Below are 17075 nucleotides of genomic sequence, written 5' to 3'. Positions count from 1 at the left end.
AATAGGAGGTCATCGTGTGCGATATCAGTAACGATAAGCACTGCGGATCTCGTCAAGAGGATTGCCCGGTAAAAGATTTCCTCCTGCGCTGCGTATGACGGCGCAGGCGCTATTCACAGCCGTCTGCACAGCTCCCTCAATCCACCCTCCGGTAAAAGAGCAGCCACATCCTGCCAGATAAAGGCCGGAATCCCATGCGGGATCATTCGCGGTCTTGAACTGAAAGAAGAGACGCTGCGAGTAAACATCTTCGCCCGGATAGTTGAGCTTAAAGGCACCCGAAGAATGCGGATCGGTCAGCCAGTCATGGTGCAGGACGCTACGTTCATAGTCATCATCGGCGGGAACAAGGTGGCGCGCAAGTTCTGGATGGAATGTTGCAAGGTCGTCAACGAAGCACTCACACCGCTGTTTTTTGTCGGGAACACTCAGTAGCTTGTGAGCGTCATCCTCCCAAGTGTAACTAAGCAGAACCACACCCTGACCATCTGGCTTATCGGGTTCGTAATCAAGGCAATATACTCCTCTCGCAAAACTGTCAGACTGGATGGTGACTGGCAGGTCTTTCGTGATCCAGAACTTGTCGCGGGTGAGCATGAACAGCTTTGAGGAACCCGTAAGATGCGTTTCCCTGACGGCTCGTGAGACGTCGCGGCTGAGAAACGTTTCGTCGTCGGTCAGGCAATGAACCATCTGCATTGCCCTGTTGTTGCTGGTGACGATTACTCGGTCGAAAACCAATGCCTCGTCTTCATCAGTTACCAGCTTTATCTTTCCATTTTCTTTGTAGATGCGACCCACGCTATTGAAGCGAACCCGTTCAGCAACGGAGCGCCCTGCGATCTCCGCTTCCGCCAGGCGCTCAGCCAGTGTAGAGATTCCGCAGGAAATCAGGCGTTGATCATCCAGATAGCCGTTAACGACCAAGCGCAGTATTTCGGTGAATCCGGCCTGATAAACAGGTAGGAAACCGCCGGATCCTATTCCCAGAGAGCCAAACAGCTCAAAGTCATAAGGCCTTTCCCAAGGGACGCCTCCGGGGGGGCGAGGACCAGTGAAAATCGCGACAATGGCGGCATAGAAAGAACTGTCACGGAAGACATCGAGCCACGTTTGCCATGCCGCACGCGCTTCCTGAAAGCGATGTGACTTCAACATGACCGTGATTTCTGCCGGCGCTACAAGAGATGTGCCATTGATCACGCACCCATCCTGCAAAAAGGCCCTCCAGCCTTCATGAACGAGCCTGAACAAAGGCGGCGGCGAATCCCCCGCCGGCCAGGTATGGCGAGTGCCGCGATAATGCAATTCGGTATCAACCACTCCTGGATCGGGGAAAGACGCGGTCGTGGAAATGCCGTGTTTGTTCAAATAATGGAAAAGACCGGTTGCACTCGGAGGGACCCGCATTGCGCCCATTTCAGCAATAAGGTGCGGGTAGCGCGGATCAAATACTTGTGACCATATTCTTCCTCCAATGCGATCGCGGGCCTCAAAGACCGTAACGTCGTTTACGCCTGCCCGCATCAGTTCAGTGGCCGCCACAAGACCGCTGATACCGGCCCCTACGATGGCAACGCGCGGAGTTGGGGTGCGTGATGAAAAGGAGCCGATTCCCCCTTCAGACTCGCAGAGCTGGAGGAACGGCGCGTAGTCATACAATAGGTCAACAGTCGGTGATGGACTTTGTGAAGATGCGACATGATTCTTCATGGATTTTCTCCTTTATGGCGATGCATCCACCTGAGGAACGATCATGGCTGGAAATAGCGCAGGGACCTCTTCCGGCGGCGATTATCGGGACGCGGACTGTGCGAGCAAGGCTTCCACGACGTCCAAGCCTATGCAATCGATCGGGTCCAGCCTGCGCAGCTTGGCGATCAGCTTCAGTGCAACGGCGCGCTCACCGCGCCGCACGCTAATGAACGCGAGCGCCTTCAGTGTGAAGAGCCAGAAGCGGCCCGGACCAGGAATGGTGAAGTCGGTGTCGCCCGGCTGTACCGCACACCAGTCGCTGTCGAGCGACGCTTGCCGGGCGGCGACTGCCAAAGCCTTGGTCGCGACCTCCTGCGCCTCGCCAAGTTCACCCCGGTTCGCATGGAACTTATACAGCAGATAGTAGGGTGGCAGGCAGCGCGGGTACGACAGGACCGCAGTCCACAACGCGGCGGCCACATCGTCATTGCTGCCGCCGTGGGTTCTCTCGATCAACTGTAGCAAGGGGGGAGGGACGTTGCCGCCGAACAGATCGGTCGATTCGATACCAGTAGTGAGATTCATCAATTTGCTCCGATATGGTGAGGCGTCCGGCCGCTTTTGCGGCGCTCGGAAGCCGATGTGACGATGGATGTGTTTGTCTACGCGAACCTGAACTGGATGCGATGCCCGCCGCGCGGACACGCCCATTCGAGGTTGTGATGGTCCGTGCACAGAATGCGGCAACTACGGGTCAATGTTCAGCTCAGTGCAGTCGGCGGTGAGGCCGGTCAAGAGAGTCGTTGCGACAGATCCGGCGAGATCCCGGGCCATCGAGGTTGCACCGAGCAGCAGAATCTCGGAGCGGTACTTGTTGACCGGGTCGGTCAGCCCCTTCGTGAACGGTTCGTTGCGATAGCCGAGCGACACAGGGTCGGGAATCACATACGCTTTGTCCGCGCCGAAACTGAACGCCTCACTGGCAAACTGCTCAAGCGGCTCGTCGGTACCGCCGAGCACGGCCACAGCGACACGAGTGCCGAGTTTGTCGGCGGGCTTGCGCGCCTCACCGGGCAGCTCCCACGACACGCTATGCACGTGGCCGCGGTCGTGCTCGAGAAAGACCCAGACGCCCTGGTAGGCTTTCAGACGTTCGGGCAGATCGAGGTTACGGCCGGCGGCCCGATTGACCGGCGCGGCCGGCTTCTTTTCCGAGGCAGCGGGCGAGTTCATGGGGCCCTCTTCATCAACAGGTCCGCCTCCAATGTCGGATGGCGAGCGAATATCTTGTGCACGAGTTTCAGCGACACGTCGCGCAGGCTGGACGCTTTGAAGACCTTTTGCTCCGCGGGCGTGGATACAACGAAGTCGTTGTCGGCCTTCTGCAGTAAGCATCGATAGACGGCGAGCACGGCCGTCGCGTTGTTACGCGGCAGTTCTTTCTGTTGCTCGATATACTGAAAGAAGCGCTTGAGGATGTGCAGGCGGCTCACGTTCACCACCTTCTCGTCGAATGTGATGTCGAAGAATTGCAGGAAATCCTCGGCCGACGAAAGGTGACGCAGTTGTTCGATAACTTCTTGCATGTCGTTATTTCTATTGGACAAGTTTGGCCGCCATCACCACACTCACGACATCTTCACCCGCGTGCTGTGGGCTTGGGTCAGGAAGCGGCGCAGATCGCTTGCATTCGGCGCCTGCTTGTGCTGCGTGACGAAAGAGCGGATGCGTGCAAGCAGAAGCGGGATGAGCCGCTCCGACACGCTCACGCCTAGAGCGTCGTAGGCCTCACGCACACTTTGAGATCCAGAATGTTTCCCGAGTATCGTCGACCGGTGCCGGCCGAGCTCTGCTGGATCGAATCCCTCGTAGGTCGTGGGGTGCTTCGCGAGGCCGTCGGTGTGAATGCCCGACTCGTGAGTAAAGATGCTCCTACCGATGATGCTCTTGTTGAAGGAAACTGCGCGGCCTGAGGCTTGTTCGACCAACGACGAAATGTCGGGCAGCGCTCTCGTGTCGACGCCAGTGTCTCGTCGCAGCAGGTGCCGCGCGCCCATCACGACTTCTTCCAGCGCTGCATTGCCGGCGCGCTCACCCAACCCGTTGACGGTGGTGCTCGCATGGGTCGCGCCGGCCCCAAGGGCGGCCAGTGTGTTGGCTGTGGCGAGCCCGAGGTCGTCGTGCGCATGGATTTCGATCTCCAGATCGACGGCGACGCGCAGCGCTGCAATGGCGTAGAAGGTCTTAAAGGGGTCCAGGATACCGACAGTGTCGGCAAAGCGCACGCGCTGGGCCCCGTGCTGCTGCGCGCATTGAGCCACTTCTATGAGAAATGAGGGATCCGCGCGCGAGGCGTCTTCCATGCCGAGGGAAATCTTGGGATGGTTTTTCGCTGCCTCGTCGACGACGCGTGCGATCTGCGCTAGTACCCAACTGCGCGACTGCCGCAGCTTGTGTTGCAAATGAATATCCGAAACGGGAACCGAGAGATGAACGATATCGGCATCGCAGCGCAATGCCGCGGTGAGATCCTCGTCGGTGAGGCGCCCCCAAACCGTCAGGCGGGCGTCGAGGTTCAGGTCGACGATTGCAGCGATGCACGCCATTTCGTCTTCGCCCATGGCAGGAATTCCGATTTCGAGTTCGGCCACGCCGGCTTGCGACAGTGCGGCGGCGATCGCGCATTTTTCCTCGGTGCGAAACGCGACGCCGGCGGTCTGTTCGCCGTCACGAAGTGTCGTGTCATTGATGATCGGATTGAGCATGTCAGGTCTCTTGAGTTGTCGGCGATGGATCGCAAGCGTTGTGCCAAGCGAGCATCTACAGTCGGAGCACAATTTGCGGAATGTTGACCGGCACAATGTCGGGTTATGGCGGTGCATCGTCCGATTGTTCGTGTTGCGAATGTTACGTTCCGGACAATGCGGCCCCGCGCTGGAGGTGGCTCGATCGGTTCCATCCGCTAGCGGACAGAATGTCGAACTGATGTCGGTGGCGTCCCGCAGCGTTTTCGGAATTTCCGGTAGCTCGGCATCCCGATACGCGTCGCCGACAAGCGGGTCTGGCAATGCCAGCTTCTCGTCGATGCCCGCAAGACCCGCCGCGATCAGGGCCGCAAAAGCGAGATACGGATTGAGATCCGCACCGCCAATGCGGCACTCCACGCGGACGGCGTCCGAGCCTTCGCCGTAAAGGCGGAAACCGACCGTCCGATTGTCTTGGCTCCGTGCGACCTTGGTCGGCGGAAACGTACCGATCTGGAATCGCTTGTAGGAGTTGATGTGGGGCGCCAGAAAGAGGGTGATGTCCTTCGAATATTTCTGCAGGCCTCCAAGGTAATGGTGCATCAGATTGAGACGTTTATATGCGGATGCGGTACGAACGCTTTGCCGCGCGGCAACGTTTCACAGGGGAATCTTCCTGTCCGTGCAAAATCTGGCGGTGGGCGAGTGCCGAGCTGCTTGCGGTAGGGCTCAGTAGCTCCCAGTTTTCACGGAGTCGACGGATGCACAAATCGTTAGTCGGTAAGGGATTTCGATCAACCCGGTCAACCAGGTGTCGCTCCGGTTGCTGGCGGTCAACTGACCCATGGCCGCGCCGATCGCTGGATTTTGCATTTTCAATGCAAGCTTCGTGACCTCGTCTGAGCCGATTATCGTGTCCGAGTCGACGTTAAGCACCAAATCTCCTAACGAGCGGCGTATCGAGATTCGCAGAACCATCATCAACCACATAGACCCGCAGTTTTCCGGCGTAGTCCTGGTTTGCAATGGACTCCAGGCATGCCGAAAGCGTGCGCGGGTCCTCGTTGAAGCAGGGAACGATGACATCCACGCCCGGCAGAGTGTCGGAGTCGACCAGGCCGTCCGACAGCGATGACACGTTTGTCGGCTGAGCATAAAGCGCCTGCGTGCTTTTATAGACAGTCGAGAGCAGCGCATAAAACGAGACAGCGACAGTGCTAGTTGCGGCAAGCATGTTCATAGGGTGTCTGGTTTGTCCGGTTAGGTTGAGGAAGCGATCGGATTGCAAACCCCCGGTCATGCAATGCTGGAATCATGAGGGAAAGCGCCGTGAGGGTCTGCTCGCGCCGACCAGCGTGAGTGCATCGTCCCAACTCATCGGGAGGGCATCCGTCGTGCAAGAGCACAATTGCACCCGGCCGGACAGAGGCCAGCACTGCGCTGACAATCGCGTCCACGCCGGGACGAGACCAGTCTCGCGGGTCTACCGACCAGTGGAGGGGCGCCAGACCAGCGCTCGCTGACGTAGTGAGCACTGCTTCACTCCACATGCCATACGGGGCACGCATATACCGCAGCGAAGCATGGGGGCTCGCCATCCTGATGACCCGGCTTGCCGTTAGTATTTCCTGTTGCACTTCGGTGGGTTCGCATCTGGACAGGTCCGGATGAGTCATCGTGTGGTTTGCGACCTCGTGCCCTTCTGCGATCATCCGTCGGATCAGCTTCGGCTGGTCCGCTGCGTACGCACCGATGACGCAGAAAGTCGCTGGCACCCGGTGTTCCGCCAGCACATCGAGGACGTCCGGTGTGCAAAGTGGATTAGGGCCGTCGTCAAACGTCAAATAAACGCTGCGACGTCCGGTGGTATCAGCGCACTCGCTGCGCGCTTCGGATAAGCAGTGCCTCACAGCTCTGGCCCGTTCCGATCAATTATCGTTCCGGTCGGCCAATCGCTCATTGACCGTCCAATCGGTAAGACGACAATGAGTACGTCCTCGATGCGCGTGGGCGGCGTGTCGAGATGCACTTCTCGAAGGGTCGACCTCACGCGAACTCCAGGCACAATAGTCGCCAGACCGGGTCGGCCGAGCAGCCTTGCAATATGTTGCCGCAACGCGTGTCGAACCGTGCCGAAGCCAAATGGAACGCCAAGTTCCTGCAACACGGGATACATCACGCGCATTAATTGAGGGATTCCGAGTCCCTCAAGATCCGGACGTACCGCGTACAATCCTAGTTCGGCCACTAGTAGATCGACTGCGCCAACCTTGATGAAACGACGCAGTGCGCCGATATGAGCCGCTACGCCGCGCGCGTCGTAGCCGATTGCACGGAACTCTGGCCTCGCACCAGCCCAACTGTGATTGCCTTCGAATGGTTTTGCATTAAACGCCCCGGTCGGTCCGTAGGTATTTCGGAAGAACTCGGACAGTTCGATGTGGTCGGCGAGTCGCAACTCATTTTCCCAAACCAGCCTCCACCGCACCTGAGAGCGCGTGGAGAGAGGTCCTCTATCTGTGGACACGGCCAAATTCACGACTGCCTCCTATGCGCCGTCCGGCCCTTGAGGGTGGACCTGACGGACGCGAAGGACTTGCTGAGAAAGCGGTTCGATTTCAAGAAATCATCTGCACTCTGGAACAGTTCTGGGATGAAGCCCGAAGAAAAGAGTATTTCCGTCAACGCTTCACGGACCGATTGAACCTCTTCCACGATGGAGATTACATCGAGTGCGCGTGCCTTTCGCACCGGATCTACCAAAGACTTCCCCCGCATCTTCCGCACGATCTGACCGCGATTGACACGAGATCCATTTGGCCGGGTCGCTGAAGCATTTGGCACCTGCAATCGGCTGCTCCCGATTTGTCGCGAAGCCCAGCCGAAGTCGAGGGTTGCCTCAACTGTACGAAGGTAAGCGGCCGATATAGAAAGGGTTTGGAGAACTATGCGAAGTTTTGCCGCTAGTAAGCGCCTACGCGACCTGCCAGACGCTTGTCGCGTCGTGTCGGCGCGATCCAGCTTGCCCACGCCGCCAAAGACCGTGCCCGCATTGGACATGTGCCTTGGTTGATGGTCGGCGTACACCTGAGGATTTTTCTCGGCGTCAGGGCAAAGACCGACAACCATCTTGATATGCCCAAATTCTATTTCTCCGGCCCGACGTTTTGCTACAGTATTCATGAGAGCCTCCACGAGAAATTGACTTGAAATTTGGTGCCATGTCCGCCGAGAAAGTTCAGCGAGTTCGGGATCTGCGATTTCCTTCGTCCAGGTGATGAAGCGTCGCCAGTGGTGCTTCATGTGCCCACCGTTATGGCCGCCCATCGGGCCGGACACGCCGCTGTTGCGCCATGCGTGAGCCAGTCACAGATCGACTGCCCGCTCACGCCGAGTTGCTCGGCGGTGAGCTTGCGCTTGATCCTGTGTCCGAGCGGCGACAGGGCCGCCGCTCGCGTGCGCGAGTCCCGATGCACGTGATTGATCGACAACTGCTGCAACGTCATTTCCTCGGCTTCGCTCAGTTCTACGACACACTTCATCCGCTACCCCGGCACGACGAAGGCGCCAGCAGGTTTGCGAAATTGAAATGGATTTACCAGGAACACTATCCTCCATGCCGTACATTTCGTAAAATCGATTGTTTTGATGGAACGCATCCACACTATGGATAAGTTGGGATCATGCGTTTCAAGGGCCTCGATCTAAATCTGCTCGTCGTGCTCGATGCTCTGATGACCGAGCGTAATCTCACCGCGGCGGCACGTAGCAAGGCCCAACTCAACGTCGTTCGCTACGCCGATGACTTTATTGTGAGCGGTATGTCGAAAGAAGTGCTCGAATTCGAGGTGCTTCCGGCGGTCAGGCAGTTTATTGCCGCTCAAGGTCTGGAGCGCTCGGAAGAGAAGACCCGGATCACGAACATTGCAGACGGTTTCGATTTCCTTGGCCAGAACGTGCGCAAGTACGACGGCTACTGGCCCAGCGCCTGCCCGCTCAAGGAACGATGTCACCCAGCGACTACCGGCGCATTCGACGATGGGAACATGAGCATATAGTTGAGGCCATGCAGCGTCGGCTAGAGCGCAAGCCGGACGCAATGACCATCCGCGGAAGCACTGTCGAACATGTCTTCGGCACGCTGAAGCACTGGATTGGGGGCCACACACTTCCTGACCCGAACGCTCGGACGGGTCAGCACCGAAATGAGTCTACAGGTGTTGGCCTACAACCTGAAGCGCGTCGTGAAGATACTTGGGGTTGCCAAAACAATAGAGGTAGTGAGGATGGCTGACACCTGGAGCCCGGAGGGGCATTTTTTGCACTTGAAACGCTACGCTAACGCAGCCATGACTTACCAAACCAGATTGATCGGACCGATAGGCTCGCATCTAACGATCTGAAAACAGTTTCCCTACGTCCTCGGCCAGTTCAAGACGGACATTTTGTCGCCCGACAGGGAAACGCTTCTTGTGCCAAATATCCCGCTGCGCCGGGTGGGCACGCCCGAAGCGGTCGCAAAGATAGATCATCTTCGTCCTATGCTCGGATGCGGCGAGTTATCTCACGGGCACCGAGGCAGCAATCAATGATGGACGACACCTGTAATCGGCTGCACCTGGAGTAGACAAATCGCAGTTGATTTGAGCGACATCAATGGAACTCGCCTTCCTAACGGAATCCACGCAGCGAAATCGCAAAAGCAGAAAATAAGTACGTCAGGGCACTACAGTTTCACCGTCCTTCCATGAAAGGGCATTATCTTTTGAAGTCAGCCCGTGAAATTGGGCGCTAGATCGAGGATGATATGCAACACAATGCCCGCAAATCCGAACAAGGTGACGGGGAGCACGGTCCCCACAACGGGGACGTCGTCATGCTGCATATCGCTTCCGTACGCGAAAGGCCTGGCTCAAAGTCCGAGACGGACCACGCGGTTCCTATTGTGCAGTGGCACGAGAGCGTGCTTACCGGCATCTTCGAAATATCGAAGGTACTCACCGCCCCCTACCGGCTCGAAGTCACGTTGGCCAACGTCATCGATCTCCTGCAATCGTTTGTTCAGATGCGGCTCGGTATCGTCTCTCTCTTCGACGATGATGGCGTACCGGACATTACCGTTGGCGCGGACTGGAGCGAAGGCAGCGATGAGCACTACCGGATGCGCCTGCCGCAGAAGGCAATTGACCAGATCATGGCGACGGACAGGCCGCTCGTCGCCGAGAACATAGCGGTGCATTCGGGCTTCAGTGCCGCCGACATGGGCGTGCTCGGTGCCTCCGACAACATGCGAGTATCGTTCATTGGCGTCCCTATTCGCATCGACGCGAAAGTCATAGGCACGCTGACCATCGACCGCATCCTGGACTATGGGTCGAACTTCCGGCTCGATTACGACGTGCGGCTGCTTACCATGGTCGCCAACCTGGTGGGGCAGACGGTGAAGCTGCATCGCTTTTTCAAGAGCGACCGCGAGCGATTGATGGCGGGGAAGGACGGGCTGCAAAAGCCATTGTCCGAGCTCAAGCACCCTGCAGGTGAGCGTGAGAAGTTTCAGATCGAGGGGATCATTGGCGACAGCCCGGCGCTGCGCGGGCTGCTCGCGAAGATCGCGGTGGTAGCCGAATCGAACAGCACAGTTCTGTTGCGCGGCGAATCCGGTACCGGGAAGGAGCTGGTCGCCAAGGCCGTTCACGAGCTGTCGCCGCGCGCCAAGCGGCCCTTCATCAAGCTCAATTGCGCGGCGCTCCATGAGACGGTGCTGGAATCCGAATTGTTCGGTCATGAGAAGGGTGCCTTTACCAGCGCCTTCAATTCGCGCAAGGGGCGCTTCGAGCTCGCCGACAAGGGGACGCTGTTTCTGGACGAGATCGGCGAGATCTCGGCCTCGTTCCAGGCAAAGCTGCTGCGCGTCCTGCAGGAGCAAGAATTCGAGCGCGTCGGCAGCAACCAGACCATTAAGGTCGATGTTCGCGTGATTGCCGCCACGAATAAAAACCTGGAAGAGGCGGTGGCAAGCAACGAGTTCCGTGCCGACCTTTATTATCGCCTCTGCGTGGTTCCCTTGCTGTTGCCGCCGTTGCGTGAAAGGCGCAGTGATATTCCGCTCCTCGCCGTTGAGTTTCTCAAGAATTTCAACAGCGAGAACGGCCGTACGCTGACCTTCGATGCGAGCGCGATTGAAGTATTGATGAACTGCGGTTTTCCCGGCAATGTCCGCGAGCTCGAGAATTGCGTGCAGCGGAGCGCGACCCTGGCGCCGGGACCAGCGATCGTGAGAAACGACTTTGCCTGCTGCCACGGCCAGTGCCTGTCCGCGATGCTGTGGAAGAGCCGATCGGACGAATTTGCGCTGCAGCCCGGGCCAATCGTACCAGTGCCCGTGAAGCCGGCTACGCCGCGGGCTGAGGCTGTCACGTCGGGCGCAGTTGCGGTCCAGCCTGTCGGCAGCGAGCGGGCTCCGTTAGCGGCTGGCGGCGCAGTCCTCGGAAGTGATGCGAAGATGACCAACCGCGAGCGTCTCATCGCCGCCATGGAAAGATCCGGCTGGGTGCAGGCAAAAGCGGCGCGGCTGCTTGGACTGACGCCGCGCCAGATTGGCTACGCGCTGAGGAAATACGGTGTCGAGATCAAGCGTCTCTGAAAGGACTGTCGGACTTGCGGCGTGTCGGGGCCGCGACATCGCGACTGAGGCGAATGGCTCGGACAAGTCAAATCTGGATTTGGCGCGGACCTTGGCACGATCACGATCGGAAGCGGCCCCCGTGTCGGTGCTAATTCGGTAAGCGTCGAGAACAGCACGTTCGACCTTAGGGGGCGGCCCGTATCTCGACTGAGGATAGACGAGCACGTGCGCGCCCTGATCGCACGGGCCGAGGCAGCCCGAATACGTGACCGCGACGGTATCGGGCGCCTGGCGTTTCTGCTGTTCCGCCCAGAAGGCCTTCAGCAGCGCGGTCGAGCCCTTGCCGCCCGGCGCCCCGCGGATGCGGCGGCGGCCGGTTCTCGGCGCAAGCAAACACATGTCGTTCTGGTCTGGCAATGACGATGTTCCTCAACCGAACTTGAACAGGATGCCGTGACCACCGCGCGGGTAGTCCCACTCGATATTCTGGTGGTCGGTACAGAGGATGCGGCAACTGCCGCATTCGAGGCAGCCGTCGGTGATCAGCGTCACCGCGCCGTTGCCTTCGGCCTTGTAGCACGAGGCCGGGCAGACGAAGGTGCAACTCTTCGCGCTGCATTCGCTCTGGCAGACGTCGGCATCCTTGATGTGGACGTGCGGCCGTCCTGCATCGACGCGATAACGGTTCTGGAACAGCTTTTCCTCTACGTTGACGGGTAGGGTGCTCATCGGAAGGCCCTCAGGAGTTTGTAGGCGTCGCCCACGATGCCGGAAAGCGAACGGGCTGTGCGGAAGCTCGAAAAAATCTCGCGCTCCTTGCTTTTCTTGTCCTTACCGTCGACCGTGATCATCGTGCGCGCGGCGCGCGCCATGAGGTCGGGGTAGGTCGTGAAGAACTGCGGATTCTGGTGCAGCAAGGCCGGCATGTCGCGGTACTTGTGCAGGTCTTTCATCACGAAGCTCTGATCGAGCGCGGCCTTGTAGGCCTTGAGCGTGCCGGCGCGGTAGCCGTGGCCCGCGGCTTTCGCGTGGATCACCGTTTCGGCGGCGAGGCGTCCCGTGGTCATCGCAAGATTCGATCCTTCGCGGTGCGCGGCGTTCACGAAACCGCCTGAATCGCCAACGATCATCCAGCCGTTGCCGTAGACCTGCGGGATTGCGTGAAAACCGCCTTCGGGAATCAGATGCGCGCAATACTCCTTCATCTCGCCGCCCGCAATCAGCGGTGCGATCGACGGGTGCTGCTTCATCTTTTCGAGGAGCACGTAGGGGCTCGTGCGGTTGGGGTTTTTCTTGAAGTCGCTCAGCATGCAGCCCACGCCTATGGTGAGCGATTCCTTGTTGGTATAGAGGAAGCCAGTGCCCAACATGCCGTCGGTGATCCTGCCGACCATCTCGATCACGACGCCGTCGTCCTCGCCGACGTTGAAGCGCTGGCGGATCGTCTCCTCTGGCATGAAGAGAATCTCCTTGACGGCGAGCGCAACGTTGCCGGCCCCGATCTCTCCATGAAAGCCCGCCTTGCGCGCGAGCGTCGAATTCACGCCGTCGGCGAGCACCACCACGTCGGCATAGACATCGCCGTGCTCGCGGTCGCACTGCACGCCGACCACCACGTCGCCGTCCATGATCAGTTCCTTCACCGTGGTCTCGCAGAGCAGCAGTGCGCCGGCTTCGCGCACTTTCGATGAAAACCACTTGTCGAACTGCGCGCGGATGATCGTGTAGCGGTTATAGGGCGGCTTGTTGTAATCCTCGCTGCGCACATGTGTACCGACAAACGACGTATCGTCGAGCATCCACATCCGCTGCTCGATGATGTGGCGCTCCAGCGGCGCATCGTCGCGGAAGTCCGGGATGATCTCTTCGAGCGCCTTCGCGTACAGGATCGCACCCTGAACGTTTTTGCTGCCCGGATATTCGCCGCGCTCGATCTGCAGCACTTCCAGACCTGCCTTGGCCATCGTGTAAGCGGCAGCGTTGCCGGACGGACCGGCGCCGACCACAATCACATCGAACTGTGAAGGTTTTCTCATCGTGATTCTCCTCAGGCAGCCTGCTTGCGGCGCCGGCTCAAATGCTCCGCAAAAGCCTGCTTCAGCGCGGGCAACACTTGCAACGCATTGCCGACAATCCCGTAGTGTGCGAAATCGAAGATGGGTGCGTTCGGGTCGGTGTTGATCGCCACGATCACATCTGCGCTTTCCATGCCCACGCGGTGCTGGATCGCGCCGGATATGCCGGCGGCGATGTAGAGCTTGGGCCGCACCGTCTTGCCGGTCTGTCCCACCTGGCGTTCCCCCTCGACCCAGCCGGCCTGCACGCATGGCCGGGTCGCACCCACTTCGCCGCCGAGCACGTTCGCCAGTTCGAACGCCAGCTGGAAGTTTTCCGGACTCTTCAACCCCTTGCCGCCGCTCACAATCACATCGGCATAGGGCAGGTTGATCCGGTTGCTGCTCGCATCCGGGATAAAGTCGAGCAGCCTCGTGACGATGTCCGTCTCGATCATCCCCAGCGTTCCATGGACGATGTTGCCGGTGCGTTCGGCGTCGCGCAGCGGCATCGGCATCACGCGCGGGCGCACCGTCGCCATCTGCGGACGGTACGCGAGCGTCATGATCGTGCACAACAGCGAGCCGCCGAAGGTGGGGCGCGTCGCCGCCAGCGCCCGCGACGCGGGATCGATGTTGAGTTCGGTGCAATCGGCGGTCAGCCCGGTCAACAGGGTCGTCGCCACGGAGCCGGCGAGGTCCCGGCCCATCGACGTCGCGCCCAGCAGCAGGATCTCGGGCTGATGCCGGTTGACGAGGTCGGTCAGCCCTTTCGTGAACGGCTCGTTGCGATAGCCTTGCAAGACCGGGTCGCGGACGATGTACGCATCGTCCGCGCCGTAAGTGAAGGCTTCTGCGGCGAACTGTTCGAGCGGTTCATTTGCGCCACCGAGCACCGCGATGCCCACTCGGCTGCCGAGCGTGTCCGCCAATTTGCGCGCCTCACCGAGCAGTTCCCACGAGACGCTGTGCACGTGTCCACGGTCGTGCTCGATAAAGACCCAGACGCCTTTGTAGGCCTTCAGGTGTTTCGGCAGTTCGAGATTGCGTCCTGCGCGGCCGGCGGGTTTCTTGGCGGGGGCGGCGGGTGCGTTCATGAACCCTCCTTCATCAGCAGGTCAGCTTCCAAAGTAGGATGGCGCGTGAAGATCTTTTGCAGCAGGTTCACCGACACGTCGCAAAGACTCGATGCGTCGAGGTCGAGCATCTCCGCTTTCTCGCTGCGCGGCGTCGGTCCAAAGACTTTGCTGACCACTGTCGGTGAGCCCTTCAGGCCGATCTTGCTGAGATCTTCGATGCCGGCCTGTTCGCAGTTCCATTTGTGCACCGGATAGCCGGCCGCATGAATCATCGCGGGCAGCGTCGCAAAGCGCAGTTCGTTGGTGTTCTCCAGCATTGTGATCAGGCACGGCAGCGCAGTCCTGAGCACGTGCACGCCGCCCTCGGCGCGGCGCTCGACGGTGATCGTGCGCGCATCGAGAGCGGTCTCGACGATGCGCGACACGTAGGTCAGCAGTTGCAGCCCGAGGCGTTTGGCGATACCGGGGCCGACTTGCGCGGTGTCGCCGTCGATCGTCTGCTTGCCAGTGAACACGATGTCCACCGCCTGCTCCTTCGCGATCTGCTGGATACCCGCTGCCAGCGCGTACGACGTAGCGAGCGTATCCGCGCCAGCGAATGCACGGTCGGTGAGCAGCACGGCGTCGTCCGCGCCGAAGCTGATGCACTTGCGCAGCGCTTCCTCGGCCTGCGGCGGGCCCATGCAAAGCAACGTGACCTTGCCGCCGAAGCGGTCCTTCAGTCGCAGCGCCTCTTCGAGTGAAAACAGGTCATACGGGTTGACGATCGCCGGAACACCCTGGCGCATGATCGTGTTGGTGACCGGATGAACGCGGATCTGCGTCGAGTCCGGGACCTGCTTGATGCAGACGACAATGTGCATGGTCTTAACGATGTGCATGGTCTTGCTCCACCTGTCAGGCAAGGGTGCGCGCGGGCAGCGACGCGCGCAGACTGTCGAGTGAAACGTGCTGCCGCCCATTGGTGTCCCGGAACACCTTGAACACTTTTTCCTGCGCCGGCGTGGAGGTGACGAAGTCGCCGTAAGCCTTCAGCAGCAGCGCGTGATATGACGCGAACAGGGCGGGCTCGTCGCCTTCCGGCAGCGCGTCCTGTTGCTGGATGTACTGAAAGAAGCGCTTGAGGATGTGCAGTCGACTCACGTTGACGACCTTCTGGTCGAACGGAATGCCGAAGAACTGCAGGAAGTCCTCGGCTGAGGACAGCGCCTTGAGTTGCTGGACAAAGCTTTCCATCGCGTTTACTCCTTGCAAGCGGATGAGGATAGGTATGGACAGAGCGTCGGCTCGGCGAAGTACTTGTCGCAGGCGCCGCTGGTGGCGCACGGCGGCGTCGTGCCCGACTGTTCGGGTTTCGCGACGCACCTCGTGAAGCCGACCACAGCGCCGCTCATGACAATTCTCCGACGGTGTAGCGCACCTCGATCAGGAAGCGATACAGGTCGGCGGCGCTGGGCGTTTGCTTGTGCTGGGCGGCATGGTGGCGGATCCGGGTCAGCAGCAGCACGAGCAGTTTTTCACTGACGGCCAGGCCGAGCGCGTCATAAGCCCGGCGCACGCTTTGCGAACCCGAATGCTTGCCGAGCACGACCGAGCGTTCGCGACCGAGTTCGACGGGATCGAAGCTCTCGTAGGTCGATGCATTCTTCGCGAGCCCGTCTGTGTGGATGCCGGACTCGTGCGTGAATACGCTGGCCCCGACAATACTTTTGTTAAGCGCGACCGGGCGTCCTGAAGCCCGTTCGACAAGTCGCGAGATGCTCAATAGCGCGGTCGTGTCGACGCCGGTGTTGCGACCCATGATATGGCGCACGCCCATCACGATCTCCTCCAGCGCGGCATTTCCGGCGCGTTCGCCGAGACCATTGACAGTGGTGTTGGCGTGGGTTGCGCCGGCGCGCAGTGCGGCAAGGGTGTTCGCGGTCGCGAGCCCGAGGTCGTTGTGCGCGTGGACTTCGATTTCCAGATCGACCGCGTCGTGCAATCGCGCAATCGCTTCATAGGTCGAAAAAGGATCGAGGACGCCGAGCGTGTCCGCAAAGCGGATGCGTTGCGCACCGCACTGTTGCGCGTGCCGCGCCACGTCGGCAAGGAACGAGGGGTCCGCGCGCGAGGCATCCTCCGCGCCCAGCGAAACCTTGCGGCCGCTTTTGACGGCGGCGCTGATCACGCGATTCACCTGCGCGAGCACCCACGAGCGCGGCTGGCGCAATTTGTGTTGAAGTTGGATATCGGACACGGGAATCGACAGGTGAATGATGTCGGGATTGCAGCACAAGGCCGACGCCAGGTCCGCGTCGGTGAGACGGCCCCAGACCATCAGATCGGCGTCGAGATTCTGTGCGACGATGGCCTGGATGCAATCGATTTCCTCGGCACCCATCGCGGGGATACCGATTTCCAGTTCGGGTACGCCGGCGCTTGAGAGCGCCTCGGCAATCGCGCATTTTTCGGCAACCGTGAATGCGACGCCAGCGGTCTGTTCGCCGTCGCGCAGTGTGGTGTCGTTGATGATCGGATTCGACACGGGAAGTTGTCCTTTAGGCATTTGATCATACGGTTTGCAAGTACTGCGCCATGCACGGTTAGTGCGAATAGCCGCTTGCCGCGGGGCTTTCCGGTGTTCGCTGGCGCTGTGATGAAGCGGTTCCAACGAAGACCTGTCGCGAATGTCCTGTTTCGAACAGCCAGGTGTAGCGATGAACACGGCGCTGCAGAAAGCGATGCGCGATGCGATGGGCGTGGTCAGCCAGGATGTGCGGATGCGGTCGGCGCGATGCAAACGCTGTAGGGATTGGCTATCCATCGGCTATCCAAGGCCCCACGCATTGTCGAACTGGTTGTTCTCCTCGTCGTCGGGAGGCGCCAGTCAGTGAAA

The 17075-nt window shown here is 59.7% G+C and carries 16 protein-coding genes and 3 pseudogenes; 2 read left to right on the top strand and 17 right to left on the bottom strand.

What is annotated here, in order from left to right; translation table 11 throughout:
* Window positions 1-24 precede the first annotated feature (24 nt).
* From OKW29_RS02475 to OKW29_RS02425, 11 genes and pseudogenes are all read right to left on the bottom strand, one after another.
* Entirely contained in the window at window positions 25-1713 is a 1689-nt protein-coding gene (locus tag OKW29_RS02475) for an NAD(P)/FAD-dependent oxidoreductase (protein ID WP_187615835.1), read from the bottom strand.
* Between the two features lie 81 nt (window positions 1714-1794).
* Window positions 1795-2280, bottom strand: a complete 486-nt coding sequence (locus OKW29_RS02470; RefSeq protein ID WP_184072288.1) for a hypothetical protein — start codon at window positions 2278-2280, stop codon at window positions 1795-1797.
* Between the two features lie 165 nt (window positions 2281-2445).
* Window positions 2446-2928, bottom strand: a pseudogene (locus tag OKW29_RS02465) (electron transfer flavoprotein subunit alpha/FixB family protein); the annotation flags it as partial.
* Entirely contained in the window at window positions 2925-3281 is a 357-nt protein-coding gene (gene nifW, locus OKW29_RS02460) for a nitrogenase-stabilizing/protective protein NifW (RefSeq protein ID WP_260336620.1), read from the bottom strand. The gene nifW (OKW29_RS02460) and the pseudogene OKW29_RS02465, both read right to left, overlap by 4 nt.
* A gap of 42 nt (window positions 3282-3323) precedes the next feature.
* Window positions 3324-4460, bottom strand: a complete 1137-nt coding sequence (gene nifV, locus OKW29_RS02455; RefSeq protein WP_221307894.1) for a homocitrate synthase — start codon at window positions 4458-4460, stop codon at window positions 3324-3326.
* Between the two features lie 234 nt (window positions 4461-4694).
* Window positions 4695-5042 (bottom strand): annotated as a pseudogene (locus OKW29_RS02450) (glutamine synthetase); the annotation flags it as partial.
* Window positions 5043-5367: 325 nt separating this feature from the next.
* Complete coding sequence (locus tag OKW29_RS02445) at window positions 5368-5679, bottom strand: glycosyltransferase (RefSeq protein WP_260336621.1); 312 nt, start codon at window positions 5677-5679, stop codon at window positions 5368-5370.
* The gene (gene nodB / locus OKW29_RS02440) at window positions 5657-6349 is read right to left on the bottom strand and encodes a chitooligosaccharide deacetylase NodB (RefSeq protein WP_184072291.1); all 693 of its coding nucleotides are present in this window, start codon (window positions 6347-6349) and stop codon (window positions 5657-5659) included. The genes OKW29_RS02445 and nodB overlap by 23 nt, the downstream gene beginning before the upstream one ends.
* A complete protein-coding gene (locus OKW29_RS02435; protein ID WP_429289909.1) occupies window positions 6346-6927 on the bottom strand; it encodes a NodA family N-acyltransferase in 582 nt (193 codons plus the stop codon). Before OKW29_RS02435 ends, nodB begins: the two co-directional genes overlap by 4 nt.
* A 47-nt stretch (window positions 6928-6974) precedes the next feature.
* Window positions 6975-7742 (bottom strand): hypothetical protein, encoded by a 768-nt coding sequence (locus OKW29_RS02430; protein ID WP_184072296.1) that lies wholly within the window; start codon window positions 7740-7742, stop codon window positions 6975-6977.
* The gene (locus OKW29_RS02425; protein WP_184072298.1) at window positions 7739-7981 is read right to left on the bottom strand and encodes a hypothetical protein; all 243 of its coding nucleotides are present in this window, start codon (window positions 7979-7981) and stop codon (window positions 7739-7741) included. Before OKW29_RS02425 ends, OKW29_RS02430 begins: the two co-directional genes overlap by 4 nt.
* 219 nt (window positions 7982-8200) lie before the next feature.
* Between OKW29_RS02425 and OKW29_RS02420 the strand changes: the two are divergent.
* Both OKW29_RS02420 and nifA read left to right on the top strand, forming a co-directional pair.
* Window positions 8201-8842: pseudogene (locus OKW29_RS02420) on the top strand (transposase); the annotation flags it as partial.
* Window positions 8843-9246: 404 nt separating this feature from the next.
* Window positions 9247-11082 carry a nif-specific transcriptional activator NifA gene (gene nifA, locus OKW29_RS02415; RefSeq protein WP_429289819.1) on the top strand — a complete coding sequence of 612 codons (1836 nt, stop codon included), beginning with the start codon at window positions 9247-9249 and terminating at the stop codon, window positions 11080-11082.
* A gap of 411 nt (window positions 11083-11493) precedes the next feature.
* On the opposite strand, the gene OKW29_RS02410 is transcribed toward nifA, so the two are convergent.
* From OKW29_RS02410 to nifV (OKW29_RS02385), 6 genes are all read right to left on the bottom strand, one after another.
* The gene (locus OKW29_RS02410) at window positions 11494-11793 is read right to left on the bottom strand and encodes a ferredoxin family protein (protein ID WP_018423212.1); all 300 of its coding nucleotides are present in this window, start codon (window positions 11791-11793) and stop codon (window positions 11494-11496) included.
* Window positions 11790-13100, bottom strand: a complete 1311-nt coding sequence (locus tag OKW29_RS02405) for an FAD-dependent oxidoreductase (protein ID WP_429289818.1) — start codon at window positions 13098-13100, stop codon at window positions 11790-11792. The genes OKW29_RS02410 and OKW29_RS02405 overlap by 4 nt, the downstream gene beginning before the upstream one ends.
* 11 nt (window positions 13101-13111) lie before the next feature.
* Window positions 13112-14215: an electron transfer flavoprotein subunit alpha/FixB family protein gene (locus OKW29_RS02400; protein WP_429289817.1), complete on the bottom strand. Its 1104-nt coding sequence runs from the start codon at window positions 14213-14215 to the stop codon at window positions 13112-13114.
* Complete coding sequence (locus OKW29_RS02395) at window positions 14212-15060, bottom strand: electron transfer flavoprotein subunit beta/FixA family protein (protein WP_184072391.1); 849 nt, start codon at window positions 15058-15060, stop codon at window positions 14212-14214. Before OKW29_RS02395 ends, OKW29_RS02400 begins: the two co-directional genes overlap by 4 nt.
* A 34-nt stretch (window positions 15061-15094) precedes the next feature.
* Entirely contained in the window at window positions 15095-15433 is a 339-nt protein-coding gene (gene nifW, locus OKW29_RS02390) for a nitrogenase stabilizing/protective protein NifW (RefSeq protein ID WP_184072306.1), read from the bottom strand.
* A 154-nt stretch (window positions 15434-15587) separates the two neighbouring features.
* Window positions 15588-16724 (bottom strand): homocitrate synthase, encoded by a 1137-nt coding sequence (nifV, locus tag OKW29_RS02385; RefSeq protein WP_187629748.1) that lies wholly within the window; start codon window positions 16722-16724, stop codon window positions 15588-15590.
* Window positions 16725-17075 lie beyond the last annotated feature (351 nt).

This window comes from Paraburkholderia sp. CI3, assembly GCF_050436505.1.
Lineage (GTDB): Bacteria > Pseudomonadota > Gammaproteobacteria > Burkholderiales > Burkholderiaceae > Paraburkholderia > Paraburkholderia tuberum.
The sequence above is the reverse complement of the archived record's forward strand: the minus strand, read 5'-3'. Positions and strand labels throughout refer to the sequence as shown.